This is a genomic window from Ruminococcus sp. NK3A76 (assembly GCF_000686125.1).
In the GTDB taxonomy this organism is placed as follows: domain Bacteria; phylum Bacillota; class Clostridia; order Oscillospirales; family Ruminococcaceae; genus NK3A76.
On record NZ_JMMA01000002.1, the window covers coordinates 618,719 to 635,612 of the forward strand.

Annotated in this window: 14 protein-coding genes; 11 read left to right on the top strand and 3 right to left on the bottom strand. The window is 49.8% G+C overall.

Annotated elements, in window-relative coordinates:
• The gene (locus CD05_RS0103030) at nt 1–1,467 is read right to left on the bottom strand and encodes a hypothetical protein (RefSeq protein ID WP_028509252.1); all 1,467 of its coding nucleotides are present in this window, start codon (nt 1,465–1,467) and stop codon (nt 1–3) included.
• 13 nt (nt 1,468–1,480) lie between these two features.
• Nucleotides 1,481–2,887: an MBOAT family O-acyltransferase gene (locus CD05_RS0103035; RefSeq protein ID WP_028509253.1), complete on the bottom strand. Its 1,407-nt coding sequence runs from the start codon at nt 2,885–2,887 to the stop codon at nt 1,481–1,483.
• A 257-nt stretch (nt 2,888–3,144) separates the two neighbouring features.
• Between CD05_RS0103035 and CD05_RS0103040 the strand changes: the two genes are divergently transcribed.
• A complete protein-coding gene (locus tag CD05_RS0103040) occupies nt 3,145–4,551 on the top strand; it encodes a sodium:alanine symporter family protein (RefSeq protein ID WP_242841223.1) in 1,407 nt (468 codons plus the stop codon).
• 39 nt (nt 4,552–4,590) lie between these two features.
• Here CD05_RS0103040 and CD05_RS0103045 read toward each other — a convergent pair whose 3' ends face one another.
• On the bottom strand, nt 4,591–6,114 hold the full coding sequence (locus tag CD05_RS0103045; RefSeq protein WP_028509255.1) for a hypothetical protein: 1,524 nt from the start codon (nt 6,112–6,114) through the stop codon (nt 4,591–4,593).
• Between the two features lie 233 nt (nt 6,115–6,347).
• Here CD05_RS0103045 and CD05_RS0103050 point away from each other — a divergent pair, with 233 nt between their 5' ends.
• The 10 genes from CD05_RS0103050 to CD05_RS0103100 all read left to right on the top strand — a co-directional run bounded on the left by CD05_RS0103050 (nt 6,348) and on the right by CD05_RS0103100 (nt 16,701).
• Nucleotides 6,348–7,850: a hypothetical protein gene (locus tag CD05_RS0103050; protein ID WP_028509256.1), complete on the top strand. Its 1,503-nt coding sequence runs from the start codon at nt 6,348–6,350 to the stop codon at nt 7,848–7,850.
• Between the two features lie 18 nt (nt 7,851–7,868).
• A complete protein-coding gene (gene hflX / locus CD05_RS17255) occupies nt 7,869–9,125 on the top strand; it encodes a GTPase HflX (RefSeq protein ID WP_037322770.1) in 1,257 nt (418 codons plus the stop codon).
• 315 nt (nt 9,126–9,440) lie between these two features.
• Entirely contained in the window at nt 9,441–10,469 is a 1,029-nt protein-coding gene (gene aroF / locus CD05_RS0103065) for a 3-deoxy-7-phosphoheptulonate synthase (RefSeq protein WP_028509257.1), read from the top strand.
• A gap of 177 nt (nt 10,470–10,646) precedes the next feature.
• Complete coding sequence (gene aroB / locus CD05_RS0103070; RefSeq protein WP_028509258.1) at nt 10,647–11,756, top strand: 3-dehydroquinate synthase; 1,110 nt, start codon at nt 10,647–10,649, stop codon at nt 11,754–11,756.
• A gap of 6 nt (nt 11,757–11,762) precedes the next feature.
• Nucleotides 11,763–12,791, top strand: a complete 1,029-nt coding sequence (locus CD05_RS0103075) for a hypothetical protein (RefSeq protein WP_028509259.1) — start codon at nt 11,763–11,765, stop codon at nt 12,789–12,791.
• Complete coding sequence (aroA, locus tag CD05_RS0103080) at nt 12,792–14,018, top strand: 3-phosphoshikimate 1-carboxyvinyltransferase (protein WP_028509260.1); 1,227 nt, start codon at nt 12,792–12,794, stop codon at nt 14,016–14,018.
• A 3-nt stretch (nt 14,019–14,021) separates the two neighbouring features.
• The gene (locus CD05_RS0103085) at nt 14,022–14,456 is read left to right on the top strand and encodes a hypothetical protein (protein ID WP_028509261.1); all 435 of its coding nucleotides are present in this window, start codon (nt 14,022–14,024) and stop codon (nt 14,454–14,456) included.
• The gene (locus tag CD05_RS0103090; RefSeq protein ID WP_028509262.1) at nt 14,431–14,757 is read left to right on the top strand and encodes a hypothetical protein; all 327 of its coding nucleotides are present in this window, start codon (nt 14,431–14,433) and stop codon (nt 14,755–14,757) included. Before CD05_RS0103085 ends, CD05_RS0103090 begins: the two co-directional genes overlap by 26 nt.
• A gap of 255 nt (nt 14,758–15,012) precedes the next feature.
• Nucleotides 15,013–16,104, top strand: coding sequence for a chorismate synthase (aroC, locus tag CD05_RS0103095; RefSeq protein ID WP_028509263.1), 1,092 nt, complete (start codon nt 15,013–15,015; stop codon nt 16,102–16,104).
• A gap of 12 nt (nt 16,105–16,116) precedes the next feature.
• The gene (locus tag CD05_RS0103100) at nt 16,117–16,701 is read left to right on the top strand and encodes a DUF4364 family protein (RefSeq protein WP_028509264.1); all 585 of its coding nucleotides are present in this window, start codon (nt 16,117–16,119) and stop codon (nt 16,699–16,701) included.
• Nucleotides 16,702–16,894: the final 193 nt, after the last annotated feature.

The following is a 16,894-nucleotide window of genomic DNA, read 5'->3' on the forward strand; positions in this document are numbered from 1 at the left end:
TCATTCTCCTTTTATGGTCAGTGTTTCAAGAGTCACGCTCTTCATTTTGTTTGATATTATGTGTATCTCGTAATCACCGTCTGCCAAGTCAGATGTGTCGATGTGCGCCGAGAAGCCGTATTCGGTATCTTCAAGCCCCTGGCCGTCAAGCAGCATCTGCTCGGCAATGGGGAAGGCCTCATAGGTCTTTTCAACACCGCTGCCGGTCAGCTGAATGTACACCCTCGCATCGTCGCTTGCAAAGTTATCATCAAGCGTACCGTATATGAAAACGCCGGCGCTTTCTTCCTTGATGAATGCCCTGTTGCCGTCGGCCGCATAGTCGCCCGTGTAGTCGGATATCTCACGCAGGGGGGCTTTCATGTTGGGTGCTGATGTGGTGATGTTTGCAAGATTTCTCTCGACTATCTCGTACACAAGGTCGCCGCCTGCCGGCAGGGAGTTCATGTTCGGCACAGTGCGCCTCTCAAAGAAAGCTGTGTCGTAATTGTCTATCATAAACGGCAGCAGCGCACGCCCGAAGGAGTCTCTTATCATATACAGACTGCCTGCGCCTGTGGGCTTTAGCTTCTGTGTGCGTATCCTTGTGTCGCCCTGCTCCTTGTCTGACATGAAAAGCTCTAAGCTCGCCTTTGTGTCGGACGCTGCAGGAGGCATCGTGAAGCGGAACTCGTCGTACTCGATATCAAAGCGGTACTGCTCGTCATAGCCCGGGTCATTCGGGTAGAGCAGCTTTTCAAGGTCGCCCTGCCAGTCGTTGGTGACGCTGTAGGATACATTGTCGTATGTCTTGTGAGGGTGCGACAGCCCGTCCATAATGGCGTTGTAGCCGATAAGCGCCCCAAGGTAGTTCCAGTGGGTGTCACGCTTGTGGTAGATGCCGTTATCCTTATTGTCACGCATCACCTGCTTCATATCGAGCACGCTGACACCGTATGCATTGAGCCGTTCAAGCAGCCTTGAGTAGTTGTTCTCATCTGCCTTGATGTAGTTTGCAGGCATATATTCGTCATACACCTCTGCCTTGTTAGGCATCGGCACAAAGAGGAACTTTCCTCCCTTTTCCCTGACATTTTCTTCTATCAGCGAGAGTGTGACAGCCGTGCATTCGAGCCTGTGGCTGCTCATAGCGTTTGAATCTATGTAATCCTTTGCCGAGCCCTCGAAGAACAGCCAGCCGTCCTTGCCTGATATGACGTTTGCTGTCGGTGCGCCGAACACCTCGCTCTTTATCCTGCCTGCCCCTTCAAGAAGCGTTGCCCTGAAAGGCAGCCTGTCGTTATACCACGCCTCGGCCTGCTCGGAAAACGATGTGTTGAGCGAGCCGTCTTCTATTATCTTCGGCGCTTTGGCAAGCTCACGCTTTTCTATCTGCTCATTGCTCGATGCAAAAGGCATAGTGATAAGCGGTGCTGCGCACACCCCGAAGAAAAGGGCAGCGTAAATTATCTTAAAAGCCTTATTCATATCCACGCCCCCCTTAAAATCTGAAATAGATAAACGGGTTATATGTGCTCGATACAAGCGAGAGCACACACAGAGCGAATATCACAAGTGTTCCTGTATATGCGGTGTACTGTGCGATGGGGTAGGCCTTTGTCTTTTCGAGCTTGGCTTTTATAAAAGGCACTGTGGGTATGCATATAATCACACCGAAGATGAATGCCGTGAGCACAAGGCCGTTGAGCATCGAATAGACTGTAGCATCAACGCCTGCATCGCCTGCGCTGAATGTGAACATATCGGCTATCACCTTTACACCCTGTGTCAGAGTGTCTGCTCTGAATATTACAAATGTGACTATCACAACGAGCATGGTGTATATATGCAGCAGCGGAGCGAGCTTTTTGTTCTTGGTGGGGATAAGCCCGTGGTTTTCAAGCAGCAGGAAAAACCCGTGCGCAAGACCCCACACGATGAATGTGAAATTAGCCCCGTGCCAGAAGCCTGTCAGAAAGAAGACGATTATCTTGTTGACATCTGTCCTGACCTTGCCCTTGCGGTTGCCGCCCAGGGGGATATATACATACTCCTTGAACCATGTCGAGAGGGAAATATGCCACCTTCTCCAGAAATCCTGCATACTGCCGGCGGAGAATGGGTAGTTGAAGTTGTCCTTGAAGTCAAAGCCGAACATACACCCAAGGCCTATTGCCATGTCAGAGTAGCCCGAGAAATCAAAGAATATCTGCAAGCTATAGCACACAGCGCCTATCCACGCAGCGCCCGAGCCCAGCTTGTCAGGGTCAAGCCCGAAGACCGTGTCAGCCACAAGCCCCATCTGATTTGCTATGAGCACCTTTTTGGCAAGGCCTGTTATAAAGCGGTTGACGCCTCTTGAGACCCTGTCGGCTGTAAGCTCACGCTTGTGCAGCTGGGCTTCGATATCGTGATACTTGACGATAGGCCCGGCAATAAGCTGCGGAAAGAACGATATGTACAATAAAACGGACATCAAGCTTTTCTGCACCGACTTTTTGTCTCTGTAAACGTCGATAACATAGCTGAGCCCCTGAAATGTGAAGAAGGATATGCCTATCGGCAGCCTTATCTTCGGCACGGGTATGCCGATGCCTGTCGTGTCATTAATAAGCTGTGCAAAGAAGCCTGTGTATTTAAAGGCGATGAGGAGTCCGATATTTAATAGCACTGCTAAGAACACCGCCGCCTTGTCATGCTTGTCCTTTGATGCGGCACGCCCGAGGAAATAGTTTATGATGACGGATATTATCATGATAAACACAGCCACCGGCTCGCCGAATGCGTAGAACACAAGGCTTGCGAGCATCAACAGGATATTGCGTATGCTGTCTTTGGCGCATATGCAGTAAAGCCCGAATGTCACGGGCAGAAATATAAACAGGAATATGACCGAGCTGAAGGTCATTATCTTCCCTCCCTATAGTCTTTATTGAAAGCCGGGTGACGCATTTATATTAGTAAGCCCCGGCGTTATTTCATTAATAATGAATGCACACATTTATTATACCATAATAAATGTAATAAAGTCAATAATTTATATCAAGCTGTAAACAAATTGTATAGATTTACAGGCCGCAGACATGAAATGCCGTAAAAATGCAAGGAATAACCGCCGTCTATGCATCATATACTGCTACAACACCTTACCGAAAGGATATGGCAATGAATGAACTTATTGAGAGGATAGATAGTATGATCTGGGGCTTGCCGCTCACTTTACTGATACTCGGGTGCGGAGTTTTCCTGACAGTGCGCTTTGGCGGCGTGCAGTTTAAAAGGCTTTTTGCTGCACTCAGTCTCACAGTCAGCAAAGAGCAGGGCGGTGAGGGCGATATATCGTCATTTGCGGCACTTTGCACAGCGCTCTCGGCAACTATAGGTACAGGGAATATCATAGGCGTTGCAACAGCGATAGCCGCAGGCGGCCCGGGTGCGCTTTTCTGGATGGAGGCGGCGGCAATCTTTGGCATGGCGACAAAATACGCCGAGGGCTTTCTTGCTGTAAAATACCGTGTCAGCGCCCCTGACGGCGGCAAGCTCGGGGGGCCTTTCTACTACATAGAAAAAGGCATGGGCAAGAGATTCAAGCCGCTTGCGTGTGTATTTGCGCTTAACGGCCTGCTCGTCGGGCTGCTCGGTATCGGCACGTTCACGCAGATAAACGGCATATCAGCAGCTGTGAACGCTCTCTTTGACGGTTCTCACGGGCGGCAGCTGACGGTCATGGGAAGCAGCTTCCCTCTTGTTAAGGTGATAACAGGCATCGTGGTGACGGTTCTTGCCGGGCTTGTCATAATCGGCGGTATCAGGAGCATTTCAAAGGTGTCGTCGGTTATCGTGCCGTTTATGGCTGTGCTGTATGTGGCCTGCACGCTCACGATAATTCTTTCCCATGCTGACAGGCTGCCTGCGGCGATATATGAGGTGGTATCAGGCGCTTTCGGGCTCAAGGCGGTAGGCGGTGCAGCTGCCGGCAGGGGTGTCATGCTTGCTGTACGAAACGGTGTAGCAAGGGGTATATTCTCAAACGAAGCAGGCCTTGGCTCGGCACCTATAGCAGCGGCCGCCGCCAAGACAAATGACCCGGTGCATCAGGGGCTCGTGACCATGACAGGGACGTTTATCGACACTATCTGCATATGCACGATGACAGGGCTCGCTGTTATTATCTCCGGCGCATGGAATGACACCTCGCTCGAAGGAGTAAACATCACCTCGGCAGCTTTTTGCTTCGGGCTGCCTTTGCCGGAGAGGGCGGCGCAGGCCATACTCACAGTCTGCCTTGTTTTTTTTGCTTTTACGACTATTCTCGGCTGGAGCTATTATTCAGAGCGCTGCCTTGCATATCTTCTCGGCAGGCGCTACTGCGCAAAGGCCGCACTTGTCTTTGATGCTCTGTATATCCTTGCAGTGTTCATAGGCCCTTATATGACCGCCACTCAGGTCTGGGGGATAGCGGACATACTAAATGCCCTTATGGCGCTGCCTAATATCATAGCGCTGATAGCCCTTTCCCCGATTATCGCAAAGGAGACAAAGGCATGGCATAGCAAGAATAGCAGTACATAAAAACGGACTGTCGGCTTATCTGACAGTCCGTTAAGTTTTTTATCCGATGTATCTCTTGTCAACAGGGTTTACTCTGTAGTCGTAGGGGAGAACATTGTAATTCCCGGAGAAGCTCTTGGCTTCTGCAAATACAGGGTCGTAGAGATACTGGCCTATCGTTACCCATGAATGGCTCGTGTCGTGGCATACCGCAACATCTGTGTAGCCTATCTCTCTGAACAGGAACGCTGTTGCAGCACTCTCGGCAACACAGCAGCCCTGGTGGTTGTCGAAGATGTCGTTTGCAAAGGTCATCTCCCAGCCCTGCTGCCTGTAGATGGTTCTCAGCAGCCTGTACTGATGATACGGGAACGAGAGCACCCAGTTGAAGGCCTTGAGCCTCTTTTCAGCCATAGTGTCTGTGGGGTTGGTGATGCTCTTTAAGATTTTCTTGGCCTTTATCATCGTGGCTATCTTGTTTGCAGCCCAGTCATCTATCACAGCGTTGCCTTTTTTGTTTATCTTGATGCCGTCAACGGTGGTGTTTGTCTGCCTTCTGCCGTTTAGCCTGTCATAGAGCCTGTAGTTGCTGCCGACCTTTACCCAGCCCTGCTGCCTGATGCCGTTCTTGCTGAAGTAGTAGTAATAGTCGCCTATCTTATACTCTCCGCTGACATATTTCTTGCCCTCGTTTGAGTAGTAATAGTAGTTGCCGTTGTAGAGGAACCAGCCTGTTCTCACTATCTTGAATTTCTTGGTGAGCGTGCCTTTATAGTTGCCTTTGCCCTTGATGATGAGCTGTGCTGTACCTTTGTTTACGTTGTTTTTGTAGCTTATCTTGTAGTCGGTGCCGTTTTTGAGCGTCTTGCCGCCGAGCGTCACCTTGACCGACTGCCTGACAGCCGAGCCTGTGTACTTCATGGTCGCCTTAAGGCCTGTCACCTTGGCTTTTGCTATGCTTGCTGCGGTTATCTTGAAGGTGACGGTCTTAGTGTCGGCGTATTTGCCGATGCCTTTTATGGTTATCTTGCCGGTGCCCTTCTTGGTGTTCGAGGAATACGACAGCGTGTAGTCAGTTCCCTTAACGAGCTTCTGCGAGCCGTATTTGAGCACAGGTGCAGGCTTGACAGCCTTTCCGGTGTATCTGTATGAGGCTTTCAGGCCTGTCACAGACACCTTATTTATGTTCTTAAGCTGTGCTGTATAGTCTTTTTTGATCTCCTCGCCGCAGGCAGAGCATTTGTATACTGTGTAGCCCTTTGCTGTTAAGGTGGGGGCTACTGTCTTGACCTTTTTGTAGGTGTGGCTGAGCTTTTGCAGGGTCACGGCGTAGCTGTCGCCGCATTCGCACCTGAACACCTCAGTGCCGTTCTTGGTACAGGTGGACGGTGTTTTTGCGACCGACTTGTAGCTGTGAACGTGGGGCGGCTCGGGCTCCGGTTCGGGGTCTGGCTCAGGCTCCTGCGTGGTCACACTGTCACCCGGCGTTGCCGGTATATCCTCAGCACCTGCCGTTATGCCGCCCAGCAGGGGGCAGGCCATGAGTGAAAGGCACAAAAGCGCTGTCAGAAGTTTTTTGTTCATATATCTCATTCCTCCGATACAGGTAGTATTTCCATAAGAATAGTATATCATAGCTTTGTCTTTTTGGCAATAGCTTTATATTATTTTAGAATTTTTACAAAATATCTGTGAATAATCACGATGCCCTGTCATTTGCTGCCGGGCGCTTATTAAATCGTTTGACTAATCGTGTTTAATATGGTATAATGGACGCAAAGCGTTTGATCAAGATATTTATGAAATGAGGTGCGGCGATGAGCGGCCATAACAATAATAAAAGCATCTGGAATACCGACCTGAACGAATACGGCTACAGAGCGTCATTCATCGGCGGCCGCAGGAGTTTCAGAAGACGCAATGCTGACAGGGATCTCAGGGAAGTTCTTATATACGGTGCGCTGATACTGATAGTTCTGATATCGGCGATAGGCATTTCGTCAAGAGGACCTGAGATAACCAAGTCAACAAAGTCAAGAGACAAGATAAGTCCGACTATCAACACCCCGGCATCGTATATTGACGACCAGGCGGAGTTTATTGATGACAGGGGTGCGGCTGAGAGCGCAATGTCGTCTTTTTTCGGCAAGACGGGTGTAGCGCCCTATATCGTCATAGTAAACAACAGCGCATTTGAAAAAGACAAAGCCTACTCTACAAAGAGCCTGAGTGAAGCTGCATACACAATGTATGACAAGCTGTTTGACGACGGCGACCATATGCTGATATTGATGCTGCGGCTCGATGATGACAGCTTCAAATATGTTATCCACGTCGGCAGCAATGCTTCGCAGTTTATGGACGAGGAGGCTAAAACTATAGTCATCGACTGCCTTGAACACTACATCTACAAGCAAAAGCAGGAGGTGCGCTATGCAAACGACAAGCTGCAGGGCGGCAAGGCGATAGCAGATGCCTTTGATGATGCATCAGACCGCCTGATGCACAAGGATATGAGCGTGCTTGTGATAATAGGGCTTACAGCCGGCGGAAGCGTTGTGCTGATACTTGCTTTCAGATATATCCGTAAGCTGCGCAGAAAAGGCGGGCTCGTGATAGAAAAGGAATATCTGCCGGGCGAGTATGTTCCCCCGAGCGTTGTCAGAATCAGCGACACCGAGAACGCAAAGAAGGGCATCAAGTATAACTACGGCAGCGAGGGCGTTTCGGGCGATATACCTATGGGAACACTGCTTACCCACGATATGCTCCACCCGCAGATGGAGAGCGCTGTTATGCCGAGTGCGGCTTACCCGGGCGGCGTGCTTCTGAACAATCGCAAAAACGGCGCACTTATGCCTGATGTCGAGATGCCGAGCGTTGAAAAGCCTTTCAATGACTTTGTGCGCAGGCAGGAAAAGACCGACGAGAGCGAGTTTTTAAGCTCCGGCTCTGTGTCATACAGAGACAACAAAGGCAACACCGTCTACATGAATAAGGAAGACGATATGAAGGCGCAGTTTAACAACTGGGCGCAGGATTACGCATCTCAAAACGGCGAGAGCGCATTTAAGGACGAGAGCGGCGACACACCCGTCAGCACATCTGTCTACCACGACAACAAGGGCGGCAGCGTGCTGCTAAAGGGAGAGAACAAGCCTGCCGATACACAGTCGCAGATAGACAAATGGGCAAGCTACTACGCATCAGTCAGGAATGATAGCAGCAGCCCGCTTCTAAACGAAGAAAAGAAAGACAACTGGCTCGATGACACTATCTCATCAGAGAATGACAAAAACAGCAGCCTGTTTCATTTGTAATTAAAAGGAGACGTAAAAATGGCCGAAAACATGATAACCACCGAGCAGAAGCCCCCGAGGGCGATACTTGTGTGTGTCGATACAGGGGAGTATGATGCGCAGCGCTCGCTCGACGAGCTTGAAGAGCTTGCAAACACCGCAGGCGCTGAGACTGTCGCTAAGGTGATACAAAAGCGCCCGACATTCGACAGCGCTACCTGCATAGGCTCGGGCAGGCTGGAGGAGATAGCAGAGCTTGCCGAGCGTGAGGATATCGAGCTGCTGATATTTGACTGCGAGCTGACAGCTACACAGACACGAAACATCGAAAACGTGACCGACACCCACACTATAGACCGCACAACGCTTATCCTTGATATATTCGCACAGCACGCAAAGACAAGAGAAGGCCGCTTACAGGTCGAGATAGCGCAGTATAAATACCGCCTTGCAAGGCTTGCCGGAATGGGTGTCAAGCTCTCACGTCTGGGCGGCGGTATAGGCACAAGAGGCCCCGGCGAAACAAAGCTCGAAACTGACAAGCGCCATGTAAGAGAGCGTATGGCGGCACTTTCCGAGGAGCTTAAGGAGATAGAAAAGCGCCGTGAGCTGCACCGCAAAAGAAGAAAGAAGGACGGCGTGCTGACAGCGGCGATAGTCGGCTATACGAATGTCGGCAAGAGCACGCTGCTCAACACCCTCACCGAAGCAGGGGTGCTGGCAGAAAACAAGCTGTTCGCTACACTTGAGACCACATCAAGAGCTATATTGCTGCCCGACGGCAGGAGCGTCACGCTTATCGACACGGTAGGTTTAGTCAGAAGGCTCCCTCACGGGCTGGTCGAGGCTTTTAAATCTACGCTTGAAGAAACAAGCAGCGCTGATGTGATCATCCACGTCACCGATGTGTCAAGTGATGACTGCCGTGAAAAGGCCGAGGCTACGGAAAAGCTGCTCGATGAGCTCGGCTGTGCCGATATCCCGGTGATAACAGTGCTCAACAAGTGTGACCTCGTGCCGGAGATAGATATGCTCGACACCTCGCAGGAGGCTTATGTGAAAATGAGCGCCAAGAAGGGCTTAGGAATAGAGTCACTGCTCGATGCTATCGTTAAGGCACTTCCCGAGACGCTCAGGCGTGGAAAGTATATGATACCCTACGACAAGGCAGGGCTTATAAACAAGATACTCGAAGACGGCAAGATATTCTCGCAGGAATACACCCCCGACGGCACGCTCATCGACTGCCTTGTGAGCATAGAAAAGCTGTTTATGGTCGAGAGCTATGCTGTCTGAGAAATGTTAACTCTACATTAAATTTCCGACATATACTTGACAAGCCGGCAGATTTGTTATATAATTGATACCGTGATAACACTTTAAAGGAGAAAAGGATATGTACTTAACAGCTGCATTTGTCTTTACATACTTCTTTTTTGGCTCGTTTTACTTTTGGGGTAACGGGTCTGTTAGTCGTGTAAAGAAAGCTGTAAGGAATATGCTTCCTTAAATAGTGATATCGCTTGTAGTTAAGTGAAATACGCTGTGGTTTTCTTTACGAAAGCTGCGGCGTTTTTTGATGTCTGATGAAAATGAAAGGAATGCGTAAACATGGTAGTAATTTTAAAGAACACAGCAACAGAGGAACAGATAGGCGAGCTTTTAAAGTGGCTTGACAGCTTCAAGGTGACAACACACTTCGTTGAGGGTACACATCAGAGGATAATCGGCCTTATAGGCGACACCACGACTATTGACATAGACGACGTATCGGCAAAGGACTGCGTAGAGAGCGTTACCCGTGTCGCAGAGCCTTACAAGAACGCAAACAGGCGCTTCCACCCCGATGATACAGTGATAGACGTGCGTGGCAGGGCAGTAGGCGGCGGAAAGCTGCACGTTATAGCAGGCCCCTGCTCGGTAGAGAACAGAGACCAGCTGATAACCACAGCCGTAGCTGTAAAGCAGGCAGGTGCTACAATGCTCAGAGGCGGCGCATTCAAGCCGAGAACATCGCCCTACGCTTTCCAGGGTCTTGGCAAGGAGGGTATAGACCTGCTCATCGAGGCAAGAGATATAACAGGCCTGCCGATAGTTACAGAGATAATGGACGCTAAGGATATCGACCTTTTTGCAGATGTTGATGTGATACAGGTCGGTGCAAGAAATATGCAGAACTTCACTCTTTTAAAGGAGCTTGGCAGATGTGACAAGCCGATACTCCTCAAAAGGGGCTTAAGCGCTACGCTCCAGGAGCTGCTTATGAGTGCTGAATACATAATGAGCGAGGGCAACAGCAAGGTCATTCTCTGCGAGAGAGGTATCAGAACATACGAGACAGCCACAAGAAACACACTTGACATCTCGGCTGTTCCGCTTCTTCACCAGAAGACACACCTGCCTGTATGTGTTGACCCCTCTCATGCAACGGGCGTGGTGACGCTTGTCGAGCCTATGGCGCTTGCTTCCTGCGCAGCCGGCTGCGACCTTCTTGAAATTGAAGTACACAACGATCCCAAGAACGCCAAGAGCGACGGTGCACAGCAGCTCACCCCGGTACAGTTCGCAGAGACTATGAAGAAGATAATGAGCATTTCCGGATTCGTCGGCAAGCCGCTGTGGAATGAGGTCAATAAGTGATAAGCTACGCTCAGGTAACAAGTAACAGGTAACAGGTAACAGGTATTGTGTCTGCCTTACGGCAGACGGATGCCCATTCGGGCGTTTCATGCGGTAGTCTGCATTGAAAAAGCCCCTTTACATCGGCGCAGAAATATGTTATAATATTATATTATATGCAAATTAAGGAGAATACCTATGATTTTCGATTGTGAGCTAAAAAGAGTAGTTGATGACAGCTATGATATAGAGATAGGCAGACAGTTATCGAATAAGCTGGTGTCTGACCTTAAGGCCGGTCTTTGCGGCAAGGCTTCACGCTTTGCTGTGGTGACCGATTCAAATGTCGAGGGGCTATATGCTCTGCCGATAATGGAAAAGCTCGCTCTTGCCGATCTGAGGGCTGATCTTATTACTATCCCGGCAGGCGAAAAGAGCAAGACAAGAGAGGTCAAGGCAGAGGTCGAGGACAAGATGCTCTCTCTCGGTTGCAGGAGAGACTGCGCAGTTATAGCAGTCGGCGGCGGAGTGGTCACAGACCTTGCAGGCTTTGTAGCAGGAACTTTCGGCAGAGGTGTGCCGTTTGTAAACTACGCTACCACGCTCCTTTCGGCGGCTGATGCATCAGTCGGCGGCAAAACTGCCGTAGATACACCTCTTGCGACTAACCTTATCGGTATGTTCAACCAGCCGAAAAAGGTGTATATCGACATAGACACATGGAAGACCCTGCCAAGGCGTGAGATAGCGAGCGGTCTTGCAGAGACAGTCAAGCACGGCTGCCTTGCGGACATAGAGCTGTTTGAATACCTGGAAAAGAACATTGAGAAGGTCTTTGACTGCGACGGCGAGGTGTGCGAATATATCTCACAGCACAACTGTGAGGTCAAGTACAAGGTGGTTATGCAGGACGAGCGTGAGAGCGGCCTGCGTGAGATACTCAACCTCGGCCATACCGTTGGCAGAGCTGTCGAGACGCTTTCTGACTATCAGCTCACACACGGCGAGGCTGTGTCGATCGGCATTGTTGCTCAGGCAAGGCTTGGGCTTACGTTTGGCTATGTCACGGCTGAGGAGGTGCAGAGGATAGAAAAGCTGCTGCATCGTGCAGAGCTTCCGGTAAGCCTGCCTGATTATGTAGACAGAGCAGCGCTTGCAGACAAGCTCTACACCGATAAAAAGGTAAGAAACGGCAGGCTGCGATTCGTATTCCAGGACGGCATAGGCGCTATGAAGTGCTTTGGTGACAACCAGTATGGAAAAGAGATAGAAAAAGCACAGATAGCCGAAATACTCAGCGAGATGTGATGACAGATGCCTGATGAGAATAAAACAGTCCGCTCCTCAAAAAAGCCGTTTATAGTGCTTGTTATCGGGCTTTTGGCGGTAATAGTATCGGCGGTCATACTTACGCCTAAGCTCTGGCACAGGCTCAGATACCCTGCATCGGCTGACGGGCAGATGCTCGCCGTCCGTGACGTTAACGGTGACAACGAGGGCAGGATAAGCAAAAAACCTGACCCACGCAATTCAAGAACGTATATTACCGTAAATGATGAGGGCGGCTTTGGTGTACATCTTATCGAGACCGATGACTCTATAGCTGTTGAAAAATACTATAAAGGCGATGTTTTTGTAAAGATACTCTATGACCCCACAGACATCCGGAAATATGTTATCGAATATGATGACGGCAGCGAATGGTATCTGTTTCTTGTTTTATTCGGCGTGGGCGCTGTGATGACGATTGTGGGTGCCGTGGCTTTAAAATGCAGTAAAGCCAAAGGTGCAGCGAATAACCAGAGCTCTGATGAAAGGAACGGTTCTGTCGTACCGCTGAGAGCAAAAAAGGCGTTCTTAGCGTTTGATGCGCTGATAACAGTGGCGCTTCTGGCATCGTCAGCGTGCCTATGGAGCTATTACATGAATGTGCGTGACAACTACACCGCCACTGCGAAGGCATACCCTGACGGGCTTGCGGTAATAGACGACAGCGGCAGCTTTAAGCCTGCAAGGAACGGGCGGGATAAAGGCGGCGTAAAAAAGACATATCTGCGCCTTGAAATCAGTTTTCAGGAGGACAGTGATGAGTCTGAATATATATATACCGATGATCTGGATTATCGGTTGAAAAAAAGCGTGACCATTTTGTATGACCCCGACGATCCGCAGGACTGGTGCATAGATGAAAAGAGAGACTCCTACCGTCTGTGTGCTGTGATCCTGGCGGTGCTGGGTGCTGCAAGCTGCGTGATCACCGTGCTCCTTGCAAGGAATGTTTTAAATCGTGCAAAAGCGCAAAGCTCACCGAACAGCAAGCCTAAAAGAAAGAGGACAAAGTAAATGGATATAAAGATAACCCCTAAAAAACTGTCAGGCAGGGTGACAGCTCCGCCCTCAAAAAGCGTTGCGCACAGGCTTCTTATCTGTGCGGCACTTGCAAAGGGCGAGAGCGTGATAAAGAATATAAGCTCATCTAAGGATATGCAGGCGACCGTCAGCTGCCTTAAAGCGCTCGGCGCTCAGATAGAGCTAAAGGGCGATACTGCTTATATAAACGGTATTGATAAGCCCAGCGATAAAGCGACGCTTGACTGCTTTGAGTCGGGCTCGACGCTGAGGTTCCTGATACCTGTGGCCTGTGCGCTGGGGGTGAGGGCTGAGTTTGCCGGCTCCGGCAGGCTGCCGCAAAGGCCTATAACGCCTTACCTTGAAACGCTTCCCTCACACGGGGCTGAGTTTGATTATGATAACACTATGCCCTTTACCGTGAGCGGCAGGCTCACCTCGGGGCGCTATGAGATTAGGGGAGACGTTTCCTCGCAGTTTATAACAGGGCTGCTGCTCGCACTTCCTCTCTGCGAGGGCGACAGCGAGATAGTCATAACCACAGCCCTTGAATCAAAGCCATATATCGACATAACCATAGGCGCTATGGAGCAGTTCGGCGTTAAAGTCGGGCAGAGGGATAATACATTTATTATAAAGGGCGGCCAGAGCTATAAGCCGCAGAGCCTTGCTGTAGAGGGAGACCATTCGCAGGCGGCCTTCTTCGAGGTAGGCAATGCGCTGGGAGCTGATATAGAGATTTTAGGCCTAAATGTAAATTCTTATCAGGGCGACAAAAAAATTATTGAAATTATCAGAGAAATAGTGTATAATAGTAGTGATAGGCTTTTTCCGTTCGAGGCAGATGTGTCGGATATACCCGACCTTGTGCCCATTCTTGCCGTTTTGGCGAGCTTTTGCGACGGAAAGTCACGCATATATAATGCAGGCAGGCTGCGCATAAAAGAGTGCGACAGGCTGAGCGCTATGGCTCAGAGCCTTAATGCCTGCGGCGGCAAGGTCACAGAGACACCTGATGAGCTCATCATAGAGGGCGTCGGCAGCCTTAAGGGCGGCGAGGTGCCTGATTTTAACGACCACCGCATACCAATGGCGATGTCGATAGCGGCTATGAGGAGCGATGCACCTGTAATAATAAGAGGCGCTCAGTCGGTGGCCAAGTCATACCCTGATTTCTGGGAGGTATACAAAAGCCTCGGCGGAGAATTTGAGGAGATATAGTATATGGGCTTTTTATCAAAACTTTTCGGGCGTGGCGGCAATGAAACTTTTAATGAGCAAGGGTATTTCCCCAAGGAGCCTGAGCCGGCACCTGCCGAAACTGAGAGAAAGCCTCTTGCAGAGGACGAGAACTTCACTATAAGGCCTGCTCAGGGGCAGGGCTATGACAAGCAGGCTGTGACAGACGAGACAAACCGCCTGATGTTTGAGCTTATGCTGCTTGACGGTGCTTTTGAGAGCAAGCAGATGGGTGAGCCTTATATGCTTCCCCCGCACGAGCAGAGGGCGGCTATACCTGTGGCAGCACAGGGAGGGCTTGATATCGGTGATACAGACGTTTACCTTTCTCAGCTTGAAAAATGGATAGCCGAGGCAAGGGCAAGGTTCTTAGTAAGAATAAGGAGAAACGCTTATGGGATTTTTATCATGGCTGTTTAACGATGACGGCGGCAAGACGCTGGAGGGCTTTAGAAACGGCAGTGTCCAGATAAGAACGGAAAACGGCGTTAGCTATGACAAGGCGAGCACACTTGCGGCATTTGACAAGCTCAACGGCGAGATACTTAAGCTCGAGGAGCTTTATGCGAAAAAGCAGAGGGGAGAGCCCTATGTGCTTCACCCATACGAGGCGCCTGCACCTATAGCCACCTGCAACGGCGGCGGATTTAATATGAAAGATGTTGAAGCATACCTGACAGAGCTTGATTACCGCATAGTCGAGCTGCGAGCAGAGCTGTAAAACACAGTTTCGCCCGTTACGGGTAACAGGTAACAGGCGATAGTATGACCATTCGGTCTTTTGCAAAAAATGTTATTGTTTAAGCCGAGAGCTTCGGCTTGCCCTAACAATTATTATATAGATCAGTAAAGGCTATCACAGATAGCAAAGGTACGGTGACAAGCCCGAATGGGCATCACGTCCTGCCTAAGCAGGACACAATAACTGCTACCTGTTACCTGTGACCTGTTACCTACTTTACAGAGGAGGATTTGAATGTCATCAACATGGGATCACAATATCAAGTTTTCGGTCTTCGGTGAGAGCCACGGGCCTGCAATAGGTATATGCATGGATAATGTACCGCCCGGCGAAAGCATTGATATGGACAAGCTAATGGCGTTTATGGCAAGAAGAGCGCCTAAGAAGGACAAGACCTCTACCCAGAGGCGTGAAAAGGATATGCCGCAGATAATGTCGGGCTTTTTGAACGGCAAGACCACAGGCACACCCCTTTGCGCTCTTATACAGAATACAGACCAGCATTCGGGCGATTACTCCAATCTCTCACGCCTTGCAAGACCCGGTCACGCAGATTATACAGGTGCGCTCAGATACAGGGGCTTCAACGATGTAAGAGGCGGCGGCCATTTTTCTGGCAGGCTTACTGCACCGCTTTGCTTTGCAGGCGCTGTGGCAGCGCAGATATTAGAGAAGCGTGGAATATATGTAGGCGCACATATTGCCGAGATACACGGTATCAAGGACAGGCGTCTTGACCCCATAAATACTACAAGAGATCAGATAATCGAGCTCAGAGGGAAGGAATTCCCCACAATAGATGACGCAAAGGGCGCAGGCATGAAGGCTGATATCGAAAAGGCAAGAATGTGCCGGGACAGTGTCGGCGGCATCATCGAGTGCATAGCTATAAACGTTCCGGCAGGTATAGGCTCGCCTATATTCGACGGACTTGAAAACTCTATCGCTCAGCTGATATTCGGTATCCCTGCTGTAAAGGGACTTGAATTCGGCGTGGGCTTCAATGTTGCAAATATGCTCGGCTCTGAGAATAACGATGAATTCTATGTTGACGAGAGAGGTCACGTTGTGACAAGAACAAATAATCACGGCGGTATCCTTGGCGGTATATCCTCGGGTATGCCTATAACACTGAGGGTGGCTTTCAAGCCTACACCTTCTATATCAAGGCCGCAGGAGACAGTCGATTACTCGGCACTCAAGAACGAGACTCTCACCATAAAGGGCAGGCATGACCCCTGCGTAGTTCCGAGAGCTGTTCCGTGCGTTGAGGCGGCTGTGAATATCGCACTGCTTGACCATATGCTCGATTATCCCAACTTCTAAGGAGGAAGCGGCTTGGATCACAATTTCGGAAAATATGTCGAGCCGAATATGCTCACTTTAAAAGATGTATATGAGGCAAAGATCTTGCTTTCGTATTTCCTTTTTCAGATAGACAGACCATGTACACCTATGCAGCTGATAGATATCTGCGAGCAGTCGGGGGTAATGGATTATTTCCTTTACTCGGCAGCTATCACGGATATGGAGCAAAACGGCATCGTCGAGCTCAAAAGCATCGACGGCACTGAGCAGTATGTGCTTTCTGACAAGGGCAGGGACGGCGCTGAGGATTTCAAGGCAATAGTAGCCCCGAGCCTGAGAAAGAAGATATACGCCACAGGGCTCATGTTCTTTGCACGCCTTAAGAATGAGCGTGATGTGAGCTTTGAGGTGACAGAGCACGGCAAGGGCTATCTTGTAAGGTGTAAGTGCTGCGACGGCGATTCTACGCTTATGGATATATCTCTGTATGCACCTGACAGCGATCAGGCGGAGTTTATCAAGGCGAAGATCGGCGCAAACCCCTCGGCATTTTACTCGAAGGTTATGGATTTTATAATCGACAACCAGGAGTATCTGCCTGATGTAAGAGGGTAGATGACATAAAATTTACAGAGAATAAGCGACAATGCTGTACCCGTTTGGGACAGGGCTGTTGTTTATTCTTTTTTTATTATATAGATTAGGTAGTCCAAGGCGTTATTATTGTGTGAATTGCTTACGACAAAGGTGCCTGAAACGGCGTAGGTAAGCGCTTTCGGCACTGTCGGGCAAAAATTGCCGCTGCATA